Genomic DNA, 24,943 nt, shown 5'->3' with positions numbered 1-24,943 from the left:
GAAAAACGCGGAAATCGCACCAACGGAAAAAATGAGTCGGCAGCAAAAACGGCTTTGGGCTGCCGGCAAACACCATTCCGCTTCATGAGCTGTGTTAGAAAATCAACAGGACCTATTGCAGCAAAACAACAGGCTTTGAGCAAATTTCGCACTGCACTGGGTTCCTTCCCGGAGGCAACTCCAGATAGTGCCCGAAATACAGCGGGTTAACAAACACAAACTCAAGCCTAAACCTTGGCACTGTTTCTGCATATTACAGATTTGGTTTTTTTTACACCTGCCCTGCAAAACGGCTAACGAAAACACAACGCACTTCAGTCAGAGCTCTGGCTGAAAGATGCTTTACTCGCCGAATGGTTCGGCATTTTTTCAACTCTCTTAAGGAGGAAACACCCATGAGCAAGTTTCTGAAAGTCATGATCACTCTGCTGGTGATCGCTGGTTTCGTCGCTCCGGTCGCTATGGCGGATGACCGCGTAAGCCTGTCCGGCTACTACCAACTGCGTGGTTACGCAACTGATAACGTCTACGGTACGGACGCATGCGATCCTTACGACGATGACTGCAACGATTCCGAGCAGTTCTTCTATCAGCGTCTGCGCGTACAGACCGACATCGCTGTTGCTGAAGGCGTCACCGTAACCTTCCGTGGCGACCTGCTGGAAGGCAGTGGCGATGAGCGAAATGGCAACGGCATGCCCGTCGGCGACGAAAGTGACGACAACGACTTCGATCTTGACAAGGCATTCGTCACCATCGACCAGGCTGCTTACACTCTGACCCTCGGTACCACTGGCGTTGAGTTCGGTAACTACATCCTGCTCGACCGTACTTCCGACCTGGTTGCTCAGGTTGCTCTGAAGAGCATCCCTCTGACTCTCGCTTACAGCAAGATTGAAGAAGGCACCCTCACCGAATCCGACGATCAGGACATGTACACCGCAGTCTTCGATGCCGGCTTTGCCCAGTTCTTCGCTGGTTTTGTTAACACCCAAGGCTCTGACGATGAGCGTATGGCTCTCGGTGTTACCGGTTCCTACGACCTCGATGCTGTTAAACTGAGCTACGAAATCGACTACATCGACGGCGAAACTGCTGGTACCGATGACAAAGGTCTCAACTTCTGGCTGAACGGCTCCGTAGGCGTTAGCGAAGCAGTCAGCGTTGGTGCAGTATTCACCTACGCCCCAGGCGAAGACAGCGACAACCAAGTTGTTGACCTGGCTGCCAACGACTTCTCCCCTGAGAACGACGGCTTCATGGCTACCACTTACGGCGTTTTCGGTCTGGGTGACACTTTTGATCCGTCGGGCGAGGGCGCTGGTGTTGTTGGCATCCAGCCGTACGTTGACTTCAAGATCAGCGACAGCCTGGCTGCTCATGCTCACGTCGGTTACGCCATGACTGAAGACGACGACATCGCTGACTTCGAAGCAACTACCCTGGCAGCTTCCATGCGCTACCAGTACGCTGCAAACACCACTATCGACGTTGCTGCTTCCTACACCGACGTTGACTCTGACGACACTTTTGAAGACGACGCAGCAACTACCTTTGCTTGCCGCCTGAACGTCAACTTCTAAGTTGACTTGAAAGCAAAGTCAAAAAGCCCGCTGCTTTAGCAGCGGGCTTTTTTTTCACCAGCAGGCTTCGCCCTTTCCATTTATCCTGAAAGTGGCTACTATGTTGTCCCGACTCAGCTTTTCATTCAGACAGGACTTCAGCATGAAATTCTACATCTCTATTCTAATTGCCTTGTTTCTGGTTCCCTTTTCAGCGGCCGCCGAAATTCCTGAAAAGATCGCGACCGATTTCGCCCCCGCCTACGGCTACATCATCATGCCGGTCGGGGATGAATACCTGGTCGCCATGGATGTTGTCGGCGAACTGAGAGAGGGAGATATCCTGACCCTGGTGGAAGAGGGGGAGCAGGTGATCCATCCGATCAGCAAAGAGGTTCTCGGCACCATCGAGCACCCGAAGGGTTACCTGCAGGCGACCAGAATCAAGTCGGGCTACATACACGCCAAACTGCTTTCGTCACAAGTAACGCCGGCCAAAGCGGCCAAAGTGAAACGTTATGAGCAGGTCCCGGTCATTTTCGAACAGGCCGAGCAAAATGTGGAATTTCTCGCTGAACTTAAAAATGCCCTGCCGCAACTCGAATGGCAGAATGCCAGCAGCAACACGCAACCGCTGCTGACTTTCAGCCTGGACCGAGGCGTTCTGAAAATCATCAGCAATGACGGCTTCACAGTTTACAGCTACCAGATAGACAAAGATATACAGCCGGCCTCGCCGCCGGTCGTTCAAATGCGGCAGCCAGTTGCCGCGCCTTCTACGCCAGTCGTGGAGAAAAAATCGGGGCTGGAAACTGTTGCAAACAACATCATGTCCTCCATCGGGCTGGCATCTTCGCCGAAGACAGCATCGCCATCCGGCATCATCCATAACAACGCTGCACAGAATGCAGCGGGAATCTGGCGCAGCCCCGGATTTAAAGGCACCCCGGTTTCGATGACAGTCGCAGACACCGACAATGATGGCCACCAGGAAACCCTGGTAGCCATGCAGGACGAGCTGGTCATTTATGAAGTTCAGCAGGGTCAATTGCGTGAAGAAGCGCGCATTCCTTTCCCCGGTGGAGTAACCGCCCTGGCGATCGACTGCATCGATCTGGACAGCAATGGCGTTGTCGAAATCTACCTGACCGCCGGAAAAGATCACAAACTCCGCTCCATGGTGCTGGAAAACGTCAATGGTGAATATCACTTTACCCAGAGCAACATCCCCTGGTTTCTGCGCGTCGTTGACTTCCCGGCAAGCGGCCCAACCCTGGTCGGCCAGGAAATGGGCAATCACCTGAATCCTTTCAACGGTGCCCCGTTCCGCATTTTGCTGAGTGCCGGCCAATTACAGAAAGGGAGCAACCTTGGGCTGCCCAGCAAATCCGCCATTTACAGTTTCATGCCGCTGCCAGCCGCCTCGGGCGCTCAGCTGTTCGCCAGGCTGAGCCAGGGGGACTACCTGAGCCTGACCTCTGCCGATGGCTCCAAGTTCTGGGAATCGACCGACAACTTTGGTGGCAGCGAGATCTCTTTCTACCCAACGAAAGACAACGGCAAGGACATCATCAGCCCGGTTTATATTCAGCAGCGCATTCTGCGAACCCAGTCAGGAGAGTTGCTGGTGCCACAAAACGATGGCTTCAGAACCTTTAAGCGCTACCGCTCATTCAGCAACGGCAGGATCGTGGCCCTGGCATGGGATGGTTTCACCATGCAGGAAACCTGGCGCACTTCCGATCAAAACGGTTACCTGGTCGACTTCGCCCTTGCCGATAGCGATAACGACGGCAGTGAAGAGCTGGCAATGCTGATCAACTTCAAGCACAAAGGCCTGCTGAAAAAAGGCCAATCAGCGATCTTCATCTACGAACTAAACTAACAAAACAAACTGACTGATCACCACAAAGTCCTCGTCACCCGGCGGGGACTTTTGTTATGAAACGAATTTATGAGCCTGATCTCCCTGAATAGTATTTCCATCGCTTTCGGTGGTCCGAAACTGCTTGACGGCGCTTCACTGCAGGTCGAAGCCGGTGACCGCATCTGCCTGCTCGGCCGCAACGGTGCGGGCAAATCAACGTTATTGCAAGTCATCAACGGCAACCTGCCGCAGGACGAAGGTGACATCATCCGCCAACAGGGTCTACAGACGGCGCTGGTTCCGCAGGAGTTTCCAACCGACTGGCAAGGCACAGTTCGCGAATTCTTGCAGAGCGGCAAACCGGACGCCATCACCCTGGAGCAGGTCATCAGCCAGCTGGAACTCGATCCTGAAGCGGACGTCAATGCCCTCTCCGGCGGCATCAAGCGGCGCGTGCTGCTGGCAGCTGCGCTTTCTCACGATCCCGATTTACTGCTGCTCGACGAACCGACCAACCATCTTGATATTGCTGCGATTCAATGGCTGGAAGATTTCCTGTTGCGACTGCGCAAAACCTTGATTTTTATCAGCCACGACCGCGCTTTCGTGAGCAAACTGGCAACCCGCGTGGTCGAGGTCGATCGCGGCAGACTGCAGGATTATCGCTGTACTTACAACCAGTTTATCGAACGACGCGAAGATGTACTCAACGCCGAGGAACAGGAATGGAGGCGCTTCGACCAGAAGCTGGCGGAAGAGGAGGTCTGGATCCGTAAAGGGATCAAGGCCCGCCGGACCCGCAACATGGGCCGGGTGCGCGACCTGCTGAAAATGCGCGAAGAACGGCGGCAACGTCGTGAACGCACCGGCAACGTCAAGCTGCAGCTGGAAACCGGGCAACGCAGTGGGCAAATGGTGTTGGAAGCGGAAGGGCTGAACTTCTCTTTTCCCGATGGCAAAGAGGTGATCAACAACTTTTCTCTGCGGGTGATGCGCGGCGACCGCATCGGCCTGATCGGCCCGAACGGCAGCGGCAAATCGACCCTGCTGAAAATCCTCACTGAAGAACTGCAGCCGACATCCGGCAAGTTGCGCCAGGGCACCAACCTGCAGATCGCCTATTTTGACCAGTTACGCGATCAGCTCGATGAGGAAAAGAGCGTCAAAGACAATATCGCCACCGATCATGACCAGGTGCTGATCGGCGACAAGGCGCGTCACGTTTACGGCTACCTGCAGGATTTCCTTTTCACCCCCGATCGCGCGCGCACCCCGGTCAAAGTTCTCAGCGGCGGCGAGAAGAACCGTCTTCTGCTGGCGAAACTTTTCACCCGTCCGGCCAACCTGCTGATCCTCGACGAGCCGACCAACGACCTCGATATGGAGACGCTCGACCTGCTCGAAGAGCTGCTGCTTGACTACCAGGGGACGGTGCTCTTGGTCAGCCACGACCGGAGCTTCCTCAACGATGTTGTCACCAGTTCGCTGATCTTCGACGGCAGCGGCACCATCCGGGAGATTATCGGTGGCTACGATGATTGGCAACGGGAGCAACAGCAAAGCGCCTCACCAATCGAGAAAAAAGCCGCCCCGAAACAGAAGCCGAGAAAAGAGCGCCCGCGCAAATTAAGTTTTAAAGAGAAGCGCGAACTGGAAGAGTTGCCGAAACGGATAGAAGAGCTGGAAACGGAGCAGGCTGAACTGCACGAAACGATGGCTGACCCCAATCTCTACCAGCAAGGGGACGGAGCAAAAATCAGCGCCATGCAGGAGCGCTTGACGGCGATTGAAGCTGAGCTGGAAACGGCCTATCAGCGCTGGGAAGAACTGGAACAGATTCCGGAGTAACTGCATCTAAGGGTTCAGCAGAGCCCCGCAGTCCTTGCAATGTTTGGCTCCCGGCGCATGGCCTTCAGCGCTGCACTGTGGGCAACTCTGGGTGGTGACCTGCTTCGCATGGGTCAGCTCGGCGGTCACGATTCCGGTCGGGATGGCGATGATGCCATAACCGATGATCATCACCAGTGAAGCCAACGCCTGTCCGAGGTCGGTTTGCGGCGAGATATCACCGTAGCCAACGGTCGTCATGGTCACGATAGCCCAATATACCGAGCGGGGGATGCTGGTAAAACCGTGCTCCGGCCCTTCGACGATATACATCACCGAACCGAAAATCACCATCATCAGCACCACCGACAGCAAAAACACCAGCACCTTGCGTCGGCTCGATTGCAGCGCCCGCAGCAGGTAATTGGCCTCACCGACATACTGCACCAGCTTCAGCACACGAAAGACCCGCAGCAGCCTCAGTATCCTGATAACCAGCAGGTATTTTCCACTCGGCAGAAAAAGGCTCAGGTAAGAAGGGACGATCGACAGCAGGTCGACGATCCCGAAGAAGCTGGTTGCATATTTCAGCGGCCGGCCGATACAGCTGAGGCGCAGCAGGTACTCGACGGTAAACAGCAGGGTGAATCCCCATTCGAGGACAAAAAACAGCTGGCCATAGCGCAGTTGCAGCTCGCTGACACTATCGAGCATCACCACCAGAACACTGATGATGATGCTGTAGATCAGCGCCAGGTCGAACAACTTCCCGGCAGGGGTGTCGGCCTCGAAGATGACTTCGTGCAGCCTCTGCCGAAAACTATTGTCCGATTGTGGTTTCCGCTCTGGCATTTCCCCTCCCCTGAATCAGTCGGGCAATGCGTCCGCCACCAGATCAAGGATATGCAATATTTTCTGCTTGCCGCCAGCATGGTTAATGCTGTCCTGTAGCTGCATGATACACCCCGGACAGTCTGTTGCAACCAGCTCGGCACCACTTTCATTAATGAAGTTGGCTTTTTTGGCGCCGATCTGTTTGGCGGTATCATAGTGGTAAACCGAATAGGTTCCGCCCAGACCGCAACAGCTGCCAGCGTTCTCCATCTCGACGTACTCGACCTGCGGTAGCGCCTTGAGGATTGCTCGCGGTTCCTTGGTCACGCCGTGATTCCGCAGGTGGCAGGGGTCGTGATAGGTCACCTTGATGCGCTGCGCTGCCTTCGGCAATTCGTCCAGTTTATCGGCAAAACCCTGCTCGACCAGGAAGACAAAAATATCCTTCACCTTTTCCGGGTAATCGGCAAACTCATCTCCCATCCCGGGATAGACATTTTTCAGGCCGGAATTACATGACGCGCAGGCGGTGACAATATAATCGTAGTTATGTTTGGCGAAAACTTTCTGGTTCTTTTCCGCCAGGGTTTCGACGGTCTCGGCAGCGCCAGCGGAGACGGCAGGCAGCCCGCAGCAGTTCTGATCCTTGGGGATGATGATATTAATGCCGAGGAACTTAAGCGCCCTGATCATGGCATCACCCGATTCAGGGTACATGTAGTTGATTCCGCAGCCGGTAAAGAACAGTACCGTCGGCTTATCTTTCTCGCCTTCGATAAATTCAGGATGCCGATCCCGAAACGGCTTGGCCGTAATCGGCGGCAGGGTGCGATCTTTTGTCACGAATGGCGCTGGAAAGCGCAGTTGCATGCCGCTGTCCTCCGGCAGCTTCTTGAACAGCAGGCTCGAGAGCTTGCCGCCGGCTTTGGCACCGAAATCCATCAGTCCCTGGTGCTTGAGCACCGTCGCCACCCCCTTGCCGAAGGTCGACAATCCCTTCTTCTCGGCAATCTTCAAACGGGTCGCTGCGACGATCTCTTCGGTCGGCACCTTGTTCGGGCATTGCGAATAACAGCTGCCACAGAGCAGGCACTGGGACATATCGAGCAGGAAGCGTTCTTCCATCTCGACATCCCCTTTAAGCAGGGCATCGGCCAGGGCGATCTTGCCGCGGGCGACCCGGCCTTCATGCTTGACGGCACCAAAAGCAGGGCAATGGGCACGGCAACAACCACACTTGACGCACTGATCTATCTCTTCACGATAATCTTCGAGTTGTTTCAACTTGGCCATAACTAAAATCTCTACCACCAAGACACCAAGCGCACCAAGAAAACCTGAAGACTTTTAGTTTTTTAGAAACAAAAAAGACTTTGACTTCCTTGGTGATCTTGGTGCCTTGGTGGCTATAAGGTTCTAAACATCACTTGGGAAAATCTTGCCCGGATTGAGAATATTCTTCGGGTCGAGTGCCTTTTTAATCGTCTTCATGTAATCAACTGCGACGTCCTTCAATTCCAACGGAATATATGGGGCCTTCATGATACCGACACCGTGCTCACCGCTCATGGTGCCACCCAGCTCCAACGCTCCCTTGAAAACTTCTTCGATGGCCTGATCGGCTTTTTCCTGTTCACCTTCGACTTTACTGTCGATCATCACGTTGACGTGAATGTTACCGTCTCCGGCATGACCGAAGTTGACGATGGGAATCTGGTATTTATCGGCGATCTTGTCGATCTTGCGGATCATCTCCGGCACCTTGGAGCGAGGGACACAGATGTCCTCGTTAAACTTGTCCGGGTTGACTTTGCGCAGCGATGCCGAAACCGAACGGCGGATCTGCCAGAGCGCTTCCGACTCTTCCGGCGTTTCAGCGATGCGGGTTTCAACCACACCCAGCGGCTTGGTGATCTCGGCAATGCGACTAGCCTGCTTGTCGAGGAATTCCTTGTCGCCGTCAACCTCGATAATCAACACAGCATTGGCCGTATCCGGCACTTCCAGATCGGTCGCCTGGCGGACGCAGTCGACGGTCCGACCATCCATAAATTCCAGCGTGGTCGGGATAATTTTGTTGCGGATGATATCGGAAACCGCCTGTGCCGCGCCGTCAATAGAATCGAACATCACGAGCATGGTCTTCTTCGCTTCCGGCTTCGGCAGCAGCTTGACGATGATCTTGGTGATGATCGCCAGCGTTCCCTCAGAGCCACAGATCAGCTTGGTCAGGTCGTAGCCGACGACACCCTTCATGGTCGGGCCACCGGTCTTGATGATATCACCGGTCGGGGTGACAATCTCCAGTCCGAGAATATAATCTTTGGTCACACCGTATTTAACGCAACGCGGTCCACCAGCACACTCGGCGACGTTGCCGCCCAGAGTGGAAAATTTCAGCGAAGCCGGGTCGGGGGGATAAAACAGGCCGACCTTTTCGACCGCTTTCTGGAAATCTTCAGTGACAAGTCCCGGCTCGACAGTGGCAACCAGGTTCTCTTCATCGATTTCGAGGATTTTATCCAGGCGGGTTGTCACCAGCACGATACCACCACCGACCGGCAGGCTACCGCCGGTAAAACCGCTCCCGGCACCGCGTGGGAAAACCGGGATACCGGTTTCATTCGCCAGCTTCATGATGGCGGAAATTTCTTCCACTGAGCTCGGGTGCACCACCACGTCGGGCAGAAACTGCTTCTGCGTGGCATCGTAGGAGTAGCAGATCAGGTCGGCCTGATTGGTCGAAACATTTTCAGCGCCGACGACCTGCTGTAACTTTGCGATAAATTCGGTGTTCAACATAACCTGTATCCTCTGGCAAAAATTTAGAAGGCACGAAGAGTACCATAAAATGGCGCCCCCGTGCCCGCAAATTCCAATGGCTGCCGAGCCATTATCATATAAATGACCTGATAAGTCTACTTTCTGCCGAACCAGCCGCTTTTTTCCACGAAAAGCTCAACCCGGTTGCGCCCTTTCTTTTTCGCACTGTAAAGCGCCTTGTCGGCCTGTTCGATCAGGTCCGATTTTTTCATGCGTAGCTTGCCACCATGAATGAAACTGGCGACACCGAAACTGCTGGTGACATGATACTCATCCTCGCCATAAGTGAAAGTATGCTCCTCGATCGCCGAGCGGATCTTCTCCGCGACGATCATGGCATCATCCGGGTCGGTTTCCGGCAGAACAAAAACAAACTCCTCGCCGCCGTAGCGCGCCAGCAGATCATACTCTCGAATCAGGCTGCCACAAAGCGCGGCAAACTCCTTGAGCACGTAGTCGCCGGCCTGGTGGCCATGAAAATCGTTGAACTTCTTGAAGTTGTCGATATCTGCCAAGACCAGGCTGAGCTCAGTTTCCCGGCGAACCGACCTGCTGATCTCCTTGTCGAGAAATTCCTGGAAGAAGCGGTGATTGTAAATTTCGGTCAAGCCATCGAGGTTGGCGATCCCTTCCAGGTAGGTGTTTTTCTCTTCCAGCTCTGCGGTCAGCTTTTCCAGCTGCATCTTCGCCTGCACCAGCTCCCGGTTCATCTGCTCATAACTCATGTTCAGCAGACTCAGCTCGATATTCGCCTCCTGCAGCAGTTCGGGAATTGAAGCGGTCCCGCCGATTTTCAGGCCGAAATAATCGGCCGCCTGGGCGACCTCGACGTTCGCTTTCGCCAGAATATCGTCGATCGATGGCGCATCAAGCTTGAACATTTTCTGTGCCCGCTCGCGAAAAGGAGCATGGTAATCGATCGGTTTGCCGGAATACATGATGTTCGCCAGCAGCGCTGCCAGGTGCACAACGCGAATCGACGTTTTCAACTCCGGATCGCTGCCACGATAGCTGTCAGGATCATGATGATAGACGATCGGCGCAGTCAGTGATTCGGGAAACTGCCACTGCTTAGCGGCTTCGGCACCAATGTAAGCGTGGTTCGCTCCCAGCTTTTCATCTTCCAGTTCCAGCAGCTTGCTTTCACTGCCGGCTGCTTCCTCCAGCAATTGATCGTAGGTTTCACGGAAAGCACAGGCGAGAATCAGCTTACCAAGGTTCTGCAGCAGACTGACGGTGAACACCTCCTCCGGATCGCCGTCGGAAACTTTGCTCATGATCAGCTTTGACGCCACCGCCGCCGCCAGCGACTCCTCCCAGAAACGTTCGTAATTGAAGCCCTTGCCGTGCTGCGGCCGTTCCATATTCAGAAACGAGAACGAAAGCACCAGGCTGCGCACCGCGTTGGTGCCGAGAATCGCCACCGCCTGCTGAATGGTACCGACCTCGTTGGGGAAATTGTAGAAAGAGGAATTGACCACCTTGAGGATTTTCGTCGACAGCGAAACATCTTGGGCAATCAGCTTGGTGATGTCGTAAATCGTGGTTTCCTCTTTGCCGGTGATATTGATCAGCTTCGAGGCCACCGTCGACAGGGTCGGCAGCGACCCGCTATCGATCACCTGCTGCAGCACTTCTTCTTTTGTCGGCATGGCATTTACCTCTAAAAAAACTAGAACGGTTTGATTGCTATCAACTGCTCCCTCTCCCCAGGGGAGAGGGCTGGGGTGAGGGGAAGCTGTATGGCCAAGGCCCCCTCATCCGCCCTACGGGCACCTTCTCCCCAAGGGAGAAGGTTATTCAACCATCGGCAGCACCGTACCCCCGTCCGGAATGACCACGACGTTCGGTTCCTCCGGCAGATCGGCCTTGACCAAGTCGATCGCCGCCTGCAGATCGGCCACCTTCTGCATCCCCATTTTCGCCGTCTCTTCGTCGCTGAACTCGCTGACCAGCAGCACCCGGAAACGCCGCGCCTTATGCAGAGTGGCGTGAGCGGTCTGGCCGTTGATCTGGTAATCGGCACGCAGCGCAGTCTCAAACTCATCCAGGTCCTGATACCTGAACCAGTCGAAGAAGGTCGGATGGCCGAAACCATCGCGACAGGACGCGAGCAGGATAATGGAACCGCCTTCTTTCACTGCTCGGCAACCGTAATCAAGCGCCTTCTGCGACTGGATAAAGTTGATATCCTTGGGCTCACCGCCGCAGGAGATGATCGCCAGGTCGGCGGCCTGCTCCAATGGAACCGAAAACAGATCCCGGACCAGCTCGCAGCCCTGCAGGTGCGCCTGCTCCAGGTCGCCGCAGTAAACCGCCAGCAGCTCTTTCTGTGGCGACAGCACCGTGTTGAGCAGGAAATCTGGCTCGGCAAAGCGGGCCGCCTGCAGCAGCGCCTGATGCACCGGGTTGCCATTGAGCACACCGGTCACTGCCTGCGGATGTTTGCCGCCGATCTCCGGCGGGTTGAAAACGGCAAAGTGGCTCGCCATACAGGTCTCGCGACTGGCGACCCCCGGGACCAGCCCTTTGCGACCACCACCGAAACCGGCAAAATAATGAAAGCCGATCGTTCCGGTCACGATCAGCCGATCTGCCTCGATCGCCCGCTTGTTCAGCGCAACATCAAAACCACTGTCAGTTCGCCCCAGGTTGACCAGCTGCTCCGGGTCGTCACAATCGTGATCAAACACGGCTATCCGGCCGTAAAGTGGACCGAGTATTTTTTTATGTTCTTCTTCCGTCTGTTCGCGGTGGATGCCAAGAGCAATCAGAATACTGATCTGCTCGTCGGCTACACCGATCCGGTTCAATTCCTCGACCAGAATCGGCAGATAGATTTCACTGCCGGTGTAGCGGGTGATATCGGAGGTGACAATAACAACCGACTCTCCCGGCTTGATAATTTGGTCCAGGGTTGGCGATCCGATCGGTTTCTGTAAAGCACTGCGAATCAATTTTTGCGGGTCCTGCGCGGCCACAGTTTTCGGCCCCAGGGTTTGTACGTTAAAAGGCAGCTCGGCACTTTGCTTTGCGCTGCCGTATTTCAGCTCCAGCTGTTCCATCCAGACATCTCCAATTGGCTCAAACAAATATTGATTAATCTTAAAGTTACTTGCCTGTTTCCGCAAGCGCGCCGAGTCAATCTTTTCCTGCTCATGAGAGATAATCTTGCAGCTGCCTAGCCCTTGTGATAAACAAGACTGTCAATCTTTACTCTGCCACTGCAGGAGGGACTGAAATGAACCTTGAAATTCTGCCCGTGTCCGACCTCAAACCAGCCATCGAGGACGAGAACAATCTGGCGTTCGGCAAAAGCTTCACCGACCGGATGTTCGTCATGGAATTCGATCGCGCCAAGGGCTGGCATTCGGCACGTATTCAACCCTACGCACCCTTCACCCTCGATCCGGCCGCCATGGTGCTGCACTACTCGCAGGAGATTTTCGAAGGGCTGAAGGCGTTCCGCCGCGAGGACGGTAGCATCGCTCTTTTCCGCCCAGCCGACAACGTCGCTCGCTTCAACCAGAGCGCCCGCCGCATGTGCATGCCGGAAGTCGATGAGAAATTCTTCCTCGATTCGATGCTCGAGCTGATCCGCATGGAAGAGCGCTGGGTACCGAAAGCGGAAGGGACCAGCCTTTACATCCGCCCGACTATGATCGCCACTGAGCCAATGCTCGGCGTACGTCCGGCCGATCAGTACCTCTGCTACGTTATCCTCTGCCCGGTCGGCGCCTACTACAAAGGCGGCATCGCGCCGGTCAAGATCTGGATCTCCGATCACTTCGTCCGCGCCGCCGAAGGCGGAACCGGTGAAGCGAAAACTGGTGGCAACTATGCTGCCAGTCTCTACGCCGCCCGCGAGGCTTCGCTCAAAGGTTACGACCAAGTGCTCTGGCTCGACGCCAAAGAAAAGAAGTACGTCGAGGAAGTCGGCAGCATGAACATGCTCTTCCACTACGACGATAAAATCGTCACCTCGCCGCTCAAAGGCACCGTGCTCGACGGCATCACCCGCCGTTCGGCGCTCAAATTGCTGAGCGAGATGGGCTACCAGATTGAAGAACGCGCCCTGACGGTTGATGAGGTCATGGAAGGCGCACAGAACGGTCGCCTGAAAGAAGCCTTCGGTACCGGTACAGCCGTCGTCATCTCGCCAGTCGGCTCCTTCTGCTATCAGGATGAGTGTGTTCAACTCGGCAATGGTGAGCCGGGCGAACTGACGATGAAACTGTACAATCAGCTGACCGCTATCCAGTACGGCCGTCAGCCCGATCCACACAACTGGATCACAACCCTTTAAAGTCGTTTTACTCAATTTGTTTACTGCTCAGACAGCGGTCTGAGCAGTAAACAAAAAAATCATGTACATACACTGACTACAAAAATACTCAATTCGGCGTTTTCACTGATCGCAGAATTTTGTATACAGTTTTCAAAAACCACCCCCCAATAGAAAACAACAAAAAAACTCACCTCTTACAACAGCTTAAGCAAGTACCAAAATTACTGGCACAAAACCTGCTTGATTCGGATCCAGTTAAGTTCTGCAGCCCTTACACTCACGCTATCCTCACAAAGCTGCGAAATAATCTTAATGACAACAGACACAACCTTAAGCACCAAGGAGCAAAACTTATGTGTCGTATTGGAGCGATAAAAAGCCTCGACTATATTCACCCGAGCATGGCCCTGCAGTTGATGTCATCACAGCAAAAAGGCCACGACAATTCGGGCTTTGCCATGGTCATGCAGAACCTCGGCGGCATTTTCGAGCCGTACAAGCATCTGCCAACCCTGTCGATGGCATGTACCGACGACGGCATCAAGATTGCCGAACACATCCTGCACGAAGCCGGTTTTCTGCGCGTCATGCAATGGACCCCGGAAGTCCATGACGAGCCGGGCCTCGACATCAACGCCATGCCGAACTACGTCTTCGAAACATTCAAGTACCCGAAGGCCTACAAGGGCGCCAGCCAGAAAGAGAAAGAAGAGCTGCTGCTCGACACCCGGCTGAAGCTGCGTGCTGCGTTGGAACCGAACGAAGAAGGTTTCGCCTACTCCTTCTGGCCCGACGTCATCACCCTGAAAGAGATCGGTGACCCGCGCGATATCGGCACCTATTTCAACCTCTGGGATGCCGATGACCGCTTCACCGCCAAGGTGATCACCGCCCAGTGCCGGCAGAACACCAACTACGACATCGTCCGCTACGCCGCCCACCCTTTCCACCTGCAGGGCTACACCGCACTGGCCAACGGCGAGAACACCTTCTACCTGAAGAATAAAGAATTCCAGCAGGGGCTGCACCGTGGCTACATTGGCTTCGAGTCCGATTCCCAGTGCTTCCTCTACACCCTGCACTACGTCCACCGTGAGCTCGGCTGGCCGCTGCACTACTACAAGCATGTCTGCACCCCGCTGCCGTTCGAGGATATCGAGCAGCGCGAAGATCAGAAGCAGCTGCTCGGCATCCGCCAGTCGCTGGCGCACCTCGAGATCAACGGCCCCAACACCATTATCGGCCTGCTCCCGGACAACACCATGTTCACCTGCTGTGACGCCAAGAAACTGCGCCCGGTGGTTGTTGGTCGCGACGAGAGAACCGTCGCCATTTCCTCCGAGGTCTGCGGCATCAACGAAATCCTGCCTGACCGCGACTGGGAAGCCGACATCTACCCGAACGAGCGCGAAGTCGTCGTGATCAACGATGACCTGGAGGTACAACGATGGAAACAATGAGACTGAATGATGTCACGGCCAACGATCTGCCGTGGAAGATAAAGTATGACGCCAGCCGCTGCACCATGTGCGGCTCCTGCGTCGCCACCTGCTCCTTCAAGGCGATCGTGCCGAAAGTTGAGCGCCGTCGCATGGTCTTCTCCGAGGGCAACTTCCCGGAGCCTAAGGCACGCTTCTCGGCGGTACCGGTTATCCGCCAGACCAAGTCGGTTCGCGACTACTGTCGCGGCTGTGGCATGTGCGAGAAGGTCTGCCCGAATGACGCCATCAAGCCGGAACGCAACCCGGACACCCGGCACCCGATCATCACCCGCTGCCTCGGCGGCGATTCGATCAAACGCGGTGGCCGCAAGAACCTCGAAGGCAGCACCCGGACCCTCGATACCATCCGCGTCGGCCGCATCTCGCAGATGACCGACCCGAGCCTCGATGCCCAGCGCCACACCTTCGACCTGCTGGCCCCCTTCGGCCGCATTCTGCCACCGAAGAAGCTGCCCTTTACCCCGGACGCCGATCAGCAGCTGGTGACCCAGGAGCTGACCCCACCGGTCAACTGGGTTTACCCGGTCATCATCGGTGATATGTCGATCGGTGCGCTCTCCTGGCGGATGTGGGAAGGGGTTGCCATGGCGGTGGCGTACCTCAACGAGGAATGCGGCATGCCGGTGCGCATGTGCTCTGGTGAGGGCGGCGTTCCTGTCCGTCTGTTGAAATCGAAGTACCTGAAATACATGATCCTGCAGATCGCGTCCGGCCACTTCGGCTGGAACCGGATCGCCAACGCCATGCCGCACATGGTCGAAGACCCGGCCGGCATCCTGATCAAGATCGGCCAGGGCGCCAAGCCAGGTGACGGTGGTCTGCTGATGGCGCAGAAGGTTGCCGAGCACATCCAGGCGATCCGCGGTGTGCCTAAAGCCGACCTGCTTTCGCCGCCAAACCACCAGGGCCTGTACTCGATCGAAGAGAGCGTACAGAAGATGTTCCTCTCCTTCAACTCGGCCTTCAAGTTCCGCGTGCCGGTTGCGATCAAGGTCGCTGCATCGGCGACCAGCGTTTCGGTCTTCAACAATCTGGTGCGCGACCCGTACAACATCGTCGGCGGTTTCTTCCTCGACGGTATCGACGGCGGCACCGGCGCAGCCCACGAGGTCTCCCTCGACCACACCGGTCACCCGATCGTCAGCAAGCTGCGCGACTGCTACCTTGCCGCTGTCACTCAGGGTCGCCAGGGCCAAATCCCGCTCTGGGCAGCAGGCGGCCTCGGCAAGACCGGCGACCTCGCTGCTGATGCCTTCAAGATGATCGCACTGGGCGCCAACGGAGTCTTCACCGGCAAGCTGATTCTGCAGATGGCTGGCTGTATCGGCAACGACCTCGGTCGCTGCAATGCCTGCAACACCGGCCTCTGCCCGGCGGGCATCACCACCCAGGAGCCACAGCTGGCTCACCGCCTCGACCCGGAGAAGGTGGCGCAGAACATCGTCAACTACTACTTGGCGATGGATCAGGAGCTGAAGAAGCTGATGGCTCCGATCGGCAACTCGTCCCTCCCTGTCGGCCGTTCCGACGCCCTGGTCTCCACCGACCACGCCGTCGCCGATCGCCTGCAGATTCAGCACGTTTGTTAAGGAGGCCAGAAAACAATGGCAGCACAAATCAACGGATTTGATGAAAATAATAAGCGGCTTTCGACCCAGGAACTGCTGATGCAGGTCTACGCCGCCCTCGATAAAGGGGAGACTGAGTTCGAAGTCCTCTCCAGCGGCCATCACAACATTGGCGGCCCTTTGTGGACCGAAGATGGCACCCCGCTCAAGTTCACCGTCAAGAACCCCGGTCAGCGGGTCGGCTCCTTCGGCCTCGACGGCACCAGCATCACCGTCAACGGCTCCACGTCGGCCGATGCCGGCTGGCTCAACGCCGGTGCCGAACTGATCATCAAAGGTGACTCCGGCGACACCACCGCCCACTGTGCGGCGAGCGGCAAAATTTACGTTGCCGGCCGAGTGGGAACCCGTTCCGGTTCACTGATGAAGCACGACCCGGCCTACCCGGCCCCGGAGCTGTGGGTGCTGAAGAACACCGGCTCCTTCTGCTTCGAGTTCATGGGTGGCGGAACTGCGGTCGTCTGCGGTATCGACAGCGAAGAGTTCGACTCGGTCCTCGGCGACCGCGCCTGCATGGGCATGGTCGGTGGCACCATCTACATCCGCGGCGAAGCAAAAAACCTGCCGGACGAAGTCTGGTTGCTCGACCTGGACGACGCCGACCGCGAGTTCCTCAGTCAGGGTCTGCCGACCTTCCTCGAGAAGATCGACCGCACCCAGCACCTGGAAACCCTGACCGACTTCAGCCAGTGGAAGAAAATTTCCGCCAAAACCTACGAAGAGCGGCAGAAGCACAAGCCGATGCGCCTGACCATGCGCGAGTTCCGCCTGGGCAAGTGGGTCGGCGAAGGCGGCATCTTTGCCGATGTCGTGACTGACGATTACGACTACACTGCGGGCCTGGTCAACACCGGCGACGACCGGCTGAAGATTCCGCACTGGCAGAACAAAGCATTCTGCGCGCCTTGCGAGGCAGCCTGCCCGTCCTCGATCCCGACCCAGGACCGAATTAACCTGCTGCGGGAAGGCAAGTACAAGGAAGCGGTCGAGCTGGTCCTGCACTACTCGCCCTTCCCGAGCAGCGTCTGCGGTGAAGTCTGCCCTAACCCCTGTATGGACGCCTGCACCCGCCAGTATATCGACCTGCCGGTTTCGATGCAGGCCCTCGGCAAGCTGTCACAGGATGCCGAATCGCCGATTGCCAAACCCGATTCCGGCAAGAAAGTCGCCATCATCGGTGGCGGCCCCGGCGGCCTCTCCGCAGCCTGGCACCTGCGTCTTCTCGGCCACGGTGCCACCATTATCGAGGCGGACAAGGAAGTTGGCGGCAAGCTGCGCCAGGTCATCCCGACCGATCGCCTGCCGGCCGAATCACTTAATGGTGAAATCCAGCGGATCAAGGATATGGGCGTCGCCGTCCAGACCGATACCAAGGTCGACAAGCCGATGTTTGAAAAACTACAGAAGGATTTCGATGCCGTCATCATCGCCTCCGGTGCCCACAACCCGGTGGTGATTCCTTTCCCCGGCCACGAACGTCTGGTCAAGGGCCTCGATTTCCTGAAAAAGGTCAACAACGGCGAGAACCCGCCGATCGGCGAGAAAGTTGTCGTCATCGGTGCCGGTAACGCTGGTATGGACGTTTGCCTCGGTGCTTATGCCATGGGCGCGAAGAAAGTCACCGCCATCGATATCCAGCGGCCGGCCGCTTTCAAAAAAGAGATCGAGCACTTCAAGAAGCTCGGCGGCACCATCGAGTGGCCGGTTTTCACCGAAAAGGTCAGCGAGAAGGGCCTGCACACCAAGGATGGCCGCTTGATTGAAGCCGACACCGTTATCATTTCGATCGGTGAGCGCCCCGACCTCAGCTTCATTCCGCGCGAATGGCAGAGCGAGCGCGGCATGGCCGAAGTTGACGATTGCTGGCAGCTGACCAAGGCTCCCGGTGTCTTCGCCATCGGCGACACCACGGCGCCTGGCCTGCTGACCCACGCCATCGGCCACGGCCGTGAAACTGCCGAATACATCGATGACCTGTTCGCCGGCAAGGAGCTGAAGGCAAAGAAAAAGCTGCCGCAGATTTCCCAGTCCTGCCTCAGTAAAGAACTGTTCCAGCCGCAGAACCGCAGCCGCTTCTGCGTCACCGATGCCACCCAGGAGACCAGTCGCTGTATCTCCTGCGGTACCTGCCGCGACTGCAGCATGTGCCTGGAAGCTTGCCCGGAAGGCGCCATCCGGCGCGAAGAAACAGCCGACGGCAGCTTCGAATACATCAGCGACGATCACATCTGTATCGGTTGCGGCATCTGCGCCGGTATGTGCCCCTGCGGCATCTGGGGTATGGAGCAGGTTGTCTAAAAACGAATAGCCTCAATCCTCAACATCTAAAGGGCGGTGCAAAAGCAACGTTTCACCGCCCTTTTTTTAGGCAAAAAGCACTGTCAGCTGATATTGCTCTATCATCTTTGTGCTCCTCCTTCATCCCTTTTCCTCGGCCTGAGCGGCTCTAGTTTCTTTTTTAGTGATTTTATTGTCATAAAATTAACACTTTATACATGCTGACAGTTGCCTAACAATTGCTCATGTGATAAATTTCATTTTTTTATACCAACCTAAGCTAAAAAGGAGCAGCCCAAATGTTTGATAATTTAAAAATCGGATCGAAGATGCTGGTCCTCTCAGGAGGCATTTTAGCGCTGCTGCTTTTGATTGTGATCTGGGGATTTGTCGGCCTTTCGAGCACTGCAGATAACGGTGTCGAAGTTGCTCAAGGCAGCAAACTGCGTTCCGAGCTTCAGGAGCTTGAGATCAAACATCTTGGCTGGGCGCACGCGGTACGTGACTTTATTGGCAATCCGAAGGTGAACGAGTTGAAAGTCGGCCTCGATCACACCTCCTGCGCTTTTGGCAAATGGTATTACGGCGAACGACGCAAGCAAGCAGAGGAAATTCTGCCGCAAATCAAGAGTGACCTGCAAAAAATAGAAGAACCGCACAGGTTACTGCACGCGTCCGGGAAAAAAATCAAATCGCTCTATATTCCCGGAGACAAGCTTAATACAGAGGCCAACGCTGTCTTCTATGGCGAATCTCAGCCGAACCTGAGGCAGATGCAGAAAATATTTCACTCGATTATTTCGACATCCGAAGAGCACATCATGTCGGATACAGAAATGGTTGCCGCTGCCAACAGCAGTCGAACCGGCATGGCTGTCATCGGCGCTATCGCTGCGGTGGTCGGCATCATCCTGTCGATCCTGATCACCCGCTCGCTGACCGGCCCCATGCGCCATACTGTACATATGATTGAAGCGATGGAGCAGGGTAAAATCAAAGACCGGCTGAACCTGAACCGCAAAGATGAAATTGGCCAGATGGCGGGGGTCATGGACCGCTTCGCCGACAGCCTGGAGAACGAAGTCGTCAACTCACTGCAGAAACTCGCCAGTGGCGACCTGACCTTCAAGATTTCGCCGCGCGGACCTGACGATAGTATCCGCAGCGCCATTATGCAAGTCGGCAACGATTTGAACAGCATCATCAGCCAGGTACAATCTGCAGGGATGCAGATAAACTCTGCAAGCGGCCAGGTCGCAGACTCAAGCCAGACATTGTCGCAGGGAGCAACCGAAACAGCGGCATCGCTGGAAGAAATCACCAGCTCGATGAACGAGCTGGCCTCGCAGACCACGACAAACGCAGAGAACGCCAGTACTGCCAACCAGCTGGCAGGCGATGCCAGTACCGCAGCGGAAAACGGTGGCCGCCAGATGCACAACATGGTCACGGCTATGGGCGAGATCAGCGAAGCTAGCCAGAGCATCAGCAAAATCATCAAAACAATCGACGAAATCGCTTTCCAGACCAACCTGCTGGCGCTTAATGCTGCCGTTGAAGCAGCCCGGGCAGGGCAGCACGGCAAAGGTTTCGCGGTTGTCGCCGAGGAAGTGCGTAACCTTGCCGCCCGTAGCGCTAAAGCTGCCAGTGAAACTGCGGAATTGATAGAAGGCTCGGTCGAGAAAACCAAAAACGGGACCCAGATTGCCGAAGCCACTTCGGCAGCACTGGAAGAAATTGTCGGCGGGATCACCAAGGTCACAGATCTGGTTGCCGAAATCGCCGCTGCCAGCAACGAGCAGGCGCAGGGAATCAGCCAGATCAATCAGGGCCTGGGGCAGATCGACCAGGCGGTTCAGCAGAATACCGCGACGGCAGAAGAATCAGCAGCAGCCGCAGAGGAGCTTTCCAGCCAATCCGAGCAGATGAAACATATGCTCAGCCGCTTCACCCTGGCTGGGGGGCAATTCCAGTTTGCCTCTGCCCCGGCAGTTCCGGCTTCCACTGCGCGGCCTTCGCCAGCCCCGGCTGCGAGCCTCGGCTGGGGGGAAACTCCCACGCATAAGCCAAAGCCATCGATCCAACTGGATGACGACGACTTCGGCAAATACTAAACACAAAGGGCGCTGCGTTCACGCAGCGCCCTCATTATTTAACAGCCTGCTGCAACTCTTCCAGCAGGACCAGCTGCGCGCTCTCTTCCGTCACCCCTGGATATCCTCCCCATTCAAGCAGTTCAGATACTATTTGTGCCGTTGTTTGATGCCTGCCGGCATCCAGTCGCGTCAGCAGTTGCCGTGTTCGCAAGGCATCGAACCAACTGTGAAATGCCTGCAAACGCTGTTCACGGGTACGATGATTGTTCTGTAGCCCTGACCAACTTTTAGCAAATTTGAGCTCCTGCAGAAAACCATGCAGAACCGGTGAGATATTCTCAGTGGCAGCCAACAACTGCTCAGCCGTTTTGTCCAGCGAATTTTCGACCAACTGCACCCATTGCTGCAAAAGCTGAAAGGCTTGTGCCGTAGAGAAACAAAATGACGCGACCCCTTCTTCAACCTGACCCTGAACTGCCTTTCCGGTTCCGAAGGGAACCCGCCCTGAAAACCGGGGGGATGGCCCAACAACGGTGCCACAGAGCATCTCCACTCCGCTTGTTTTTGCCAGCTGCTGCAGAAAATAAAAATCTTCCGCAGCCTGTCGTCGGTTCATTCCGCCTGCGGCAACGTAGGCATCAGCGCGGCAGGCAAAAGCACTGCCGATGCTGTGATAAGCGTAGGGCGAACCGGCCTGCTGCAGCCCAAACAGGTAGCTGCGCAGATAAAGTTCGTACTGACGGATGGCTGCTTCCTGCTGCGGATCTTCCGCTGCCTGATGGCGAAACGGCAACACAGCCGCGCCGCACTTGCTGGATGCGAAGTGACAGGAGATGGCTGGCAGGTAATCGCGGTCGACCAGGGTGTCGGCATCGAGGGAGATCAATAACGGCTCCCGGCTCCAGTCGAGCTGCTGCAGGGCGAGGTCGAAACCGATTTTACGGGCGAATCCGACACCTTCTTTGCATGGAATCTCGTAGCCGGGGGATGAAGCATCGACCCAGTTCAGGTTGAGCTGTGGGTATGGGTTGTCTTGCAGCCAGCGGAGGGTTGCCTGATTGTCGGACTTTTCTTCGTCAGTTGCCGTGGGGCGGTTGTTGATGACAATGACAATTTGTGTTTGTTGCAGCTGTTCAGGCGGGTTGGTTGCCAGTGATGCCAATGTTTTCGGCAGGGTATTTGATTCGGCCAGAGCGGGGATGATGATAGCGGCTTTGGAGTTTTTGGTTTCGCTGCCGCTGAGTTGCCAGGGGGAGGTGGTGGCTCTGGTTTTCAGGTATTTATTTAGTTTTTTGTTCAAACTCATACCTTAAAGTCGTGGGCTTGCGCGCCCACACTGCGCCTTACTTTTTGTCTATCGCAACAAAAAGTAAGCAAAAAATGCTCTTTTTATTTGTAATGACTTGAGCTGCTGTGGGGTTCATCAGCACTGCTGCTGATTAACTTGCGATATTCCCTTTCTTGTAAAACCGGCTGAATCGCAGCGAGCAAGCTCGCAATGCGCTGATGTGCGATTAGCTCTGCCCCAATTGAGGCTCGTTACAGTTCACAGCAGTTATTGAACCGATCCCCGTGTGACGAAGCCGGAGCTTCATTTCGTTTTGCAGGGTTTCGAGGGAAAACTGTCTGAGCAAAGCGAGTTTTTTTCCGAGCTGCAAAACGAAATGATGCGCAGGGAACCCGAAGGGCAAGGAGGTCGGGGTGTCTTTTCTTTGCTTACTTTCTTTGGACAGGCAAAGAAAGTAAGGCGCGTGCGGGGCGCCCCCCGCGACTTTGATCTTCAACGCTCAAAAGCAGCGCTCAACCACCTCACACAACCGAGCAAAAGGATCCTCATCCCCCTCCAACCAGAAAATATCCACCCCATTGCGCTCCATCCGGCGAAAAAAAGTCTCCTGCCGTTTGGCAAACTGCCCAATCGCGCTGCGCAGTTTCTGCACCATATCGTTACGACTCAACTTGCCCTGCAAATGCTGAGCAATCAGTCGATACTCCAATCCGTAAAATTCCAGCGATTCCCAGGCGACACCAGCATCATGTAACTGCTGAACTTCCTCGATCATCCCCTCATCGAAGCGCTGCATCAACCGCGTGGCAATCCGCTGCCGCAGCACCTCCCGCGGCCAGCGCAGTCCAAACACCAAGGGGCGTAATTCTGGAAGTGGAGCCAGATCGGCTTCGGCGGCCTGTTCACCGAGGGCAATTTCGATGGCGCGAATCAGCCTCGGGCGGTCATCCAGATCGGTACGGTTGTGCTGTTCCGGCTTCAACTGCAATAGCTTTTCGCGTAGCTGCTTATCGCTCAGCGGCTGCAATTCGCTACGCAACTGCCGGTTCTCCGGCACTTCGATCAATCGGTAACCACGCAGCACGGCATCCAGGTACATTCCGGTTCCACCGCAGATGATCGGCAATTTATCCCGCTGCCAGACATCTTCCAGCGCGGCAAAACAATCACGCTGAAACTGGAAGACATTATATTCACTGCCAGGCTCGGCAATATCGATCAAGTGGTAGGGAACATCGCCGTACTCATCCAGGTCCTTACCGGTCCCCAGGTCCATGCCACGATAAACCTGGCGGGAGTCGGCCGAGATAATTTCGCATTCGAACTTTTTCGCTGCCTGCACAGCTAAACCGGTTTTTCCCCCGGCGGTTGCCCCGAGAATCACCAGCAGATTTTTTTCCTTCGCTTGCATTCTCTCTCCTGTCTGCGGCCACAGGATAGACCAAAAGATTGCCGCTGCCTACGGCAAATCCGTTTTGTCTGGAGGCCTATCTCTGCTATAGTCCGGCAGATCATTTTCAAAAGGAAACCGATGAGCGAACAGGAACCACAACCGATCATTCTTCCCCGCGACCAGCACGGCATTTCGCGCAAGCAGATCGACGAAGACAGCCTCAAGGTCCTCTACCGCCTGCACCGCAACAAGCACCTTGCCTACCTGGTCGGCGGCAGTGTTCGCGACCTGCTGCTTGGCCGCCAACCGAAAGATTTCGATATCGGCACCGACGCCACTCCAGCGGAGGTGCGACGCCTGTTCCGCAACTGTTTCCTGGTCGGCAAACGCTTTCGCCTGGCCCATATCCGCTTCAAAGGCAACAAGCTGATCGAGGTCGCCACTTTCCGTCGCCATCCGCGCAAAGACGAGCTGCCGGAAGATCCGGACGAGCATTTCCATTTCGTGCAAAACGTCTTCGGCACGCCACGAGAAGACGCCTATCGTCGCGACTTCACCATCAACGCCCTGTTTTACAATATTGCTGATTTCTCTGTTATCGATCATGTCGGCGGGCTGGAAGATTTGCGCGCCAAACGCATTCGCATGATCGGTGACCCGCTGGTCCGTTTCGAGGAAGATCCAGTGCGGATGTTGCGTGCCTTGGAGTTCGCCGCGCGGCTCGATTTCACCCTTGATCCGGCGATTCTTGACGGCATTGAAGAGAAAAAAGAGCTGATCGCCACCGCAGCCCCAGCCCGCATTCGCGAGGAGATCCTGGAGCTTTACCGCCATAAGGTTGCCGGACCGGTGCTGAAACACTGCCGCGAACTCGGCATGCTGCCCCACCTGCTCGCCGGCTATCCCGGCACTGATGAAAGCATCGAGCTGATCAGCAAAATTGACCAGCGCACCGCTTCCGGCAAACCGATTGAAGAAGGTTTTGCCATCGCCGCCCTTTATCTGCGTCTGTTCATGGACAGCTGCCCGCCGTCACCGCAGGTACCGATCACCGAAGCGCTGCACAAAGCGAACGAAATTATAATTCCCCACTGTCGCTATTTCAGCATCGCACAGGGCATTCGCCACCAGGCCCGCGAACTTCTGGTGGGTTGTTTCCGCCTCGCGCGGGGCCGTGGCATCCGGGGCGAGCGCCGCTTTCTGCAGCACCCCTTCACCCCGCAATCTTTTGAGCTTTTCAGCCTCTGGGCTGAAGTCCGTCCCGACCTGAAGGCACTGGTAAAAGAGTGGCAGAACGCACTGCAAAAACCGACCAGCGAAAAAGAGCCAACCCGCCGCAAACCTCGCCGTCGCCGCAGACGCAAACCGGGCAATAAGCAGCCAGCCAAAGTCTGAAAAAACACCCCGCTATCCCGCCCTGAAAAGTACTTTTTTCTTGCGTGATTTTTTACGCAATGGAAAGTTAAAAAAAACACATTATGCTTGACTTAAGCTTGTGTTCTGGCTAGCCTAAGAGGCCAACATTAGTAAATAGCAACAATCAAAAACTCCCTCGGAG

General features: G+C 55.7%; 16 protein-coding genes. 9 read left to right on the top strand and 7 right to left on the bottom strand.

Going from position 1 to position 24,943, the window contains the following annotated elements; genetic code table 11:
* Nucleotides 1–395: 395 nt before the first annotated feature.
* The 3 genes from BUB13_RS07380 to BUB13_RS07370 all read left to right on the top strand — a co-directional run bounded on the left by BUB13_RS07380 (nt 396) and on the right by BUB13_RS07370 (nt 5,277).
* Nucleotides 396–1,583 carry a hypothetical protein gene (locus BUB13_RS07380; RefSeq protein ID WP_072907413.1) on the top strand — a complete coding sequence of 396 codons (1,188 nt, stop codon included), beginning with the start codon at nt 396–398 and terminating at the stop codon, nt 1,581–1,583.
* Nucleotides 1,584–1,725: 142 nt separating this feature from the next.
* Nucleotides 1,726–3,447 (top strand): FG-GAP-like repeat-containing protein, encoded by a 1,722-nt coding sequence (locus BUB13_RS07375; RefSeq protein WP_072907411.1) that lies wholly within the window; start codon nt 1,726–1,728, stop codon nt 3,445–3,447.
* A gap of 69 nt (nt 3,448–3,516) precedes the next feature.
* Nucleotides 3,517–5,277, top strand: coding sequence for an ATP-binding cassette domain-containing protein (locus BUB13_RS07370; protein ID WP_072907410.1), 1,761 nt, complete (start codon nt 3,517–3,519; stop codon nt 5,275–5,277).
* A gap of 6 nt (nt 5,278–5,283) precedes the next feature.
* Here BUB13_RS07370 and BUB13_RS07365 read toward each other — a convergent pair whose 3' ends face one another.
* The 5 genes from BUB13_RS07365 to BUB13_RS07345 all read right to left on the bottom strand — a co-directional run bounded on the left by BUB13_RS07365 (nt 5,284) and on the right by BUB13_RS07345 (nt 11,978).
* Nucleotides 5,284–6,108 (bottom strand): ion transporter, encoded by an 825-nt coding sequence (locus BUB13_RS07365; protein ID WP_072907408.1) that lies wholly within the window; start codon nt 6,106–6,108, stop codon nt 5,284–5,286.
* Nucleotides 6,109–6,123: 15 nt separating this feature from the next.
* Nucleotides 6,124–7,383: a (Fe-S)-binding protein gene (locus BUB13_RS07360; RefSeq protein ID WP_072907406.1), complete on the bottom strand. Its 1,260-nt coding sequence runs from the start codon at nt 7,381–7,383 to the stop codon at nt 6,124–6,126.
* Between the two features lie 123 nt (nt 7,384–7,506).
* A complete protein-coding gene (locus BUB13_RS07355) occupies nt 7,507–8,892 on the bottom strand; it encodes an FAD-binding oxidoreductase (RefSeq protein WP_072907404.1) in 1,386 nt (461 codons plus the stop codon).
* 116 nt (nt 8,893–9,008) lie between these two features.
* Entirely contained in the window at nt 9,009–10,565 is a 1,557-nt protein-coding gene (locus BUB13_RS07350; RefSeq protein WP_072907402.1) for a sensor domain-containing diguanylate cyclase, read from the bottom strand.
* A gap of 144 nt (nt 10,566–10,709) precedes the next feature.
* Nucleotides 10,710–11,978, bottom strand: coding sequence for a nickel-dependent lactate racemase family protein (locus BUB13_RS07345; RefSeq protein ID WP_072907400.1), 1,269 nt, complete (start codon nt 11,976–11,978; stop codon nt 10,710–10,712).
* Nucleotides 11,979–12,154: 176 nt separating this feature from the next.
* Here BUB13_RS07345 and BUB13_RS07340 point away from each other — a divergent pair, with 176 nt between their 5' ends.
* From BUB13_RS07340 to BUB13_RS07320, 5 genes are all read left to right on the top strand, one after another.
* Entirely contained in the window at nt 12,155–13,219 is a 1,065-nt protein-coding gene (locus BUB13_RS07340) for a branched-chain amino acid aminotransferase (protein ID WP_072907398.1), read from the top strand.
* Between the two features lie 335 nt (nt 13,220–13,554).
* A complete protein-coding gene (locus BUB13_RS07335; RefSeq protein WP_072907396.1) occupies nt 13,555–14,661 on the top strand; it encodes a class II glutamine amidotransferase in 1,107 nt (368 codons plus the stop codon).
* On the top strand, nt 14,649–16,292 hold the full coding sequence (locus BUB13_RS07330; RefSeq protein ID WP_072907394.1) for a glutamate synthase-related protein: 1,644 nt from the start codon (nt 14,649–14,651) through the stop codon (nt 16,290–16,292). Before BUB13_RS07335 ends, BUB13_RS07330 begins: the two co-directional genes overlap by 13 nt.
* A gap of 15 nt (nt 16,293–16,307) precedes the next feature.
* Nucleotides 16,308–18,629, top strand: coding sequence for an FAD-dependent oxidoreductase (locus tag BUB13_RS07325; protein WP_072907392.1), 2,322 nt, complete (start codon nt 16,308–16,310; stop codon nt 18,627–18,629).
* Between the two features lie 278 nt (nt 18,630–18,907).
* Nucleotides 18,908–20,722: a methyl-accepting chemotaxis protein gene (locus BUB13_RS07320; RefSeq protein ID WP_072907390.1), complete on the top strand. Its 1,815-nt coding sequence runs from the start codon at nt 18,908–18,910 to the stop codon at nt 20,720–20,722.
* Nucleotides 20,723–20,756: 34 nt separating this feature from the next.
* Here BUB13_RS07320 and BUB13_RS07315 read toward each other — a convergent pair whose 3' ends face one another.
* Both BUB13_RS07315 and miaA read right to left on the bottom strand, forming a co-directional pair.
* Nucleotides 20,757–22,010: a glycosyltransferase family 2 protein gene (locus BUB13_RS07315; RefSeq protein ID WP_072907388.1), complete on the bottom strand. Its 1,254-nt coding sequence runs from the start codon at nt 22,008–22,010 to the stop codon at nt 20,757–20,759.
* 481 nt (nt 22,011–22,491) lie between these two features.
* Entirely contained in the window at nt 22,492–23,403 is a 912-nt protein-coding gene (miaA, locus tag BUB13_RS07305) for a tRNA (adenosine(37)-N6)-dimethylallyltransferase MiaA (RefSeq protein WP_072907384.1), read from the bottom strand.
* A gap of 120 nt (nt 23,404–23,523) precedes the next feature.
* Here miaA and BUB13_RS07300 point away from each other — a divergent pair, with 120 nt between their 5' ends.
* A complete protein-coding gene (locus tag BUB13_RS07300) occupies nt 23,524–24,780 on the top strand; it encodes a tRNA nucleotidyltransferase/poly(A) polymerase-related protein (RefSeq protein ID WP_072907382.1) in 1,257 nt (418 codons plus the stop codon).
* Nucleotides 24,781–24,943 lie beyond the last annotated feature (163 nt).

This window comes from Malonomonas rubra DSM 5091 (assembly GCF_900142125.1).
Lineage (GTDB): Bacteria > Desulfobacterota > Desulfuromonadia > Desulfuromonadales > Geopsychrobacteraceae > Malonomonas > Malonomonas rubra.
The sequence above is the reverse complement of the archived record's forward strand: the minus strand, read 5'-3'. Positions and strand labels throughout refer to the sequence as shown.

What these genes read in the sequence shown, in the direction of transcription:
- BUB13_RS07380 (WP_072907413.1), top strand. Translation starts at nt 396, where the DNA reads ATGAGCAAGTTTCTGAAAGTCATGATCACTCTGCTGGTGATCGCTGGT.
- BUB13_RS07375 (WP_072907411.1), top strand. Translation starts at nt 1,726, where the DNA reads ATGAAATTCTACATCTCTATTCTAATTGCCTTGTTTCTGGTTCCCTTT.
- BUB13_RS07370 (WP_072907410.1), top strand. Translation starts at nt 3,517, where the DNA reads ATGAGCCTGATCTCCCTGAATAGTATTTCCATCGCTTTCGGTGGTCCG.
- BUB13_RS07365 (WP_072907408.1), bottom strand. Translation starts at nt 6,108, where the DNA reads ATGCCAGAGCGGAAACCACAATCGGACAATAGTTTTCGGCAGAGGCTG.
- BUB13_RS07360 (WP_072907406.1), bottom strand. Translation starts at nt 7,383, where the DNA reads ATGGCCAAGTTGAAACAACTCGAAGATTATCGTGAAGAGATAGATCAG.
- BUB13_RS07355 (WP_072907404.1), bottom strand. Translation starts at nt 8,892, where the DNA reads ATGTTGAACACCGAATTTATCGCAAAGTTACAGCAGGTCGTCGGCGCT.
- BUB13_RS07350 (WP_072907402.1), bottom strand. Translation starts at nt 10,565, where the DNA reads ATGCCGACAAAAGAAGAAGTGCTGCAGCAGGTGATCGATAGCGGGTCG.
- BUB13_RS07345 (WP_072907400.1), bottom strand. Translation starts at nt 11,978, where the DNA reads ATGGAACAGCTGGAGCTGAAATACGGCAGCGCAAAGCAAAGTGCCGAG.
- BUB13_RS07340 (WP_072907398.1), top strand. Translation starts at nt 12,155, where the DNA reads ATGAACCTTGAAATTCTGCCCGTGTCCGACCTCAAACCAGCCATCGAG.
- BUB13_RS07335 (WP_072907396.1), top strand. Translation starts at nt 13,555, where the DNA reads ATGTGTCGTATTGGAGCGATAAAAAGCCTCGACTATATTCACCCGAGC.
- BUB13_RS07330 (WP_072907394.1), top strand. Translation starts at nt 14,649, where the DNA reads ATGGAAACAATGAGACTGAATGATGTCACGGCCAACGATCTGCCGTGG.
- BUB13_RS07325 (WP_072907392.1), top strand. Translation starts at nt 16,308, where the DNA reads ATGGCAGCACAAATCAACGGATTTGATGAAAATAATAAGCGGCTTTCG.
- BUB13_RS07320 (WP_072907390.1), top strand. Translation starts at nt 18,908, where the DNA reads ATGTTTGATAATTTAAAAATCGGATCGAAGATGCTGGTCCTCTCAGGA.
- BUB13_RS07315 (WP_072907388.1), bottom strand. Translation starts at nt 22,010, where the DNA reads ATGAGTTTGAACAAAAAACTAAATAAATACCTGAAAACCAGAGCCACC.
- miaA (WP_072907384.1), bottom strand. Translation starts at nt 23,403, where the DNA reads ATGCAAGCGAAGGAAAAAAATCTGCTGGTGATTCTCGGGGCAACCGCC.
- BUB13_RS07300 (WP_072907382.1), top strand. Translation starts at nt 23,524, where the DNA reads ATGAGCGAACAGGAACCACAACCGATCATTCTTCCCCGCGACCAGCAC.